The 1,541-nt window shown below is 62.2% G+C and carries 1 protein-coding gene; it reads left to right on the top strand.

All coding sequences use genetic code 11. The annotated features are described in order from the left end of the window. Positions 1-79 precede the first annotated feature (79 nt). Complete coding sequence (locus ACOHWE_RS20105) at positions 80-1,468, top strand: IS1182 family transposase (protein ID WP_420668521.1); 1,389 nt, start codon at positions 80-82, stop codon at positions 1,466-1,468. Positions 1,469-1,541 lie beyond the last annotated feature (73 nt).

Raw genomic sequence — 1,541 nt, 5'->3', positions numbered from 1 at the left:
TATTCTGTTGAAAAACTCGGGTTGTTTTGGGTGTTGAGTGTTGATTCACTTTCCGCGAGGCAAGCGGAGGTGCGTGGCAATGATGGGACCACGGCAGGAATCGCAGGGTGCGCTGTTCTACGAGTTCTCGATAGAGGATCATGTCCCGCAGGATCACGTGCTTCGGGCGATAGATCGGTTCGTCGACCTGTCTGGCATCCGGCGGCACCTGGCCCCTTTCTACAGTTCGACCGGCAGGCCGTCGGTTGATCCGGAACTGATGATCCGGTTGCTTCTGGTCGGTTACACGATGGGCATCCGCTCGGAGCGACGGCTGTGCGAGGAGGTGCATCTCAACCTCGCTTATCGCTGGTTCTGCCGCCTCGATCTGACCGACCCAGTGCCGGACCATTCGACCTTCTCAAAGAACCGGCACGGTCGGTTCCGCGATAGCGATCTCTTGCGGCATCTGTTTGAGACGGTTGTCGCGCGCTGCATCGAGGAAGGGTTGGCGAGTGGTCAGCGCTTTGCGGCGGATGCCAGCCTGATCCAGGCCGATGCCAACCGGCAGAACTCGTCGCCGAAAGCGGACTGGGCCCCCGAGAAGATCACGCCCGAGGACGCGCCGCGCGCTGTCAGGGAGTATCTGGCGACGCTGGACGATGCAGCCTTCGGCGCGGCCAGCCCGGTAAAGCCGAAGTTCACCTCGCATTCCGACCCAGCCTCGCAATGGACCGGCGCACGGGGTGGCCCCGCCTATTTTGCCTATTCCACGAACTACCTGATCGACACCGACAATGGCGTGATCCTCGATGTCGAGGCGACCCGCTCGATCCGGCAAGCCGAGGTCAGTGCCGTGCGGACAATGGTGGATCGGGTGAGCGATACCTTCGACCTGAAACCTGAACGCCTGATCGCCGATACAGCTTACGGCACGGCCGAAATGCTCGATTGGCTGAACCGGCAGCGCGGGATCGCCCCGCATATCCCGGTGATCGACAAGTCCGGACGCAAGGACGGCACCTTTGAACGGGCCGACTTCACCTACGATGCCGAGAACGACGCCTACATCTGCCCTGGCGGCAAGGAGCTCAAGCAATACCGGCGCGCGTTCACGACACCCAGATCGGGCGCCAATAAGGACGGCACCCTGCGCTACCGAGCCCGCAAGCCAGACTGTGAGGCCTGTGCCCTGAAGCCGCGGTGCTGCCCCAAGGAGCCGCAGCGCAAAGTAACGCGCTCGATCTATGAGCCCTCTCGCGACGTGGCCCGCGCAATCGCCCAAACCACGCAGTACGCGATCTCCTGCAAGCTCCGAAAGAAGGTCGAGATGCTGTTCGCCCACCTGAAACGCATCCTCGGTTTAGGACGGCTCCGATTGCGCGGCCCATGCGGCGCGCGCGACGAATTCCACCTCGCAGCCACCGCCCAGAACCTCAGAAAGCTCGCAAAGCTCCTCCCTCCACCCCAAAACGCCCGCCTGGCATGACAGGCGCACGGCACGCCCTATCGACAGGCTACATCACAGCCGCCGAAGAACAGGCTTTTTCAACGGAATAGGC

Source organism: Cribrihabitans neustonicus, assembly GCF_048820895.1.
Lineage (GTDB): Bacteria > Pseudomonadota > Alphaproteobacteria > Rhodobacterales > Rhodobacteraceae > Cribrihabitans_A > Cribrihabitans_A neustonicus.
Note: the sequence above shows the minus strand (reverse complement) of the source record. Positions and strands in the feature narration are given on the sequence as shown.

Coding starts and splice junctions, on each gene's coding strand:
- ACOHWE_RS20105 (WP_420668521.1), top strand. CDS start 80: ATGATGGGACCACGGCAGGAATCGCAGGGTGCGCTGTTCTACGAGTTC.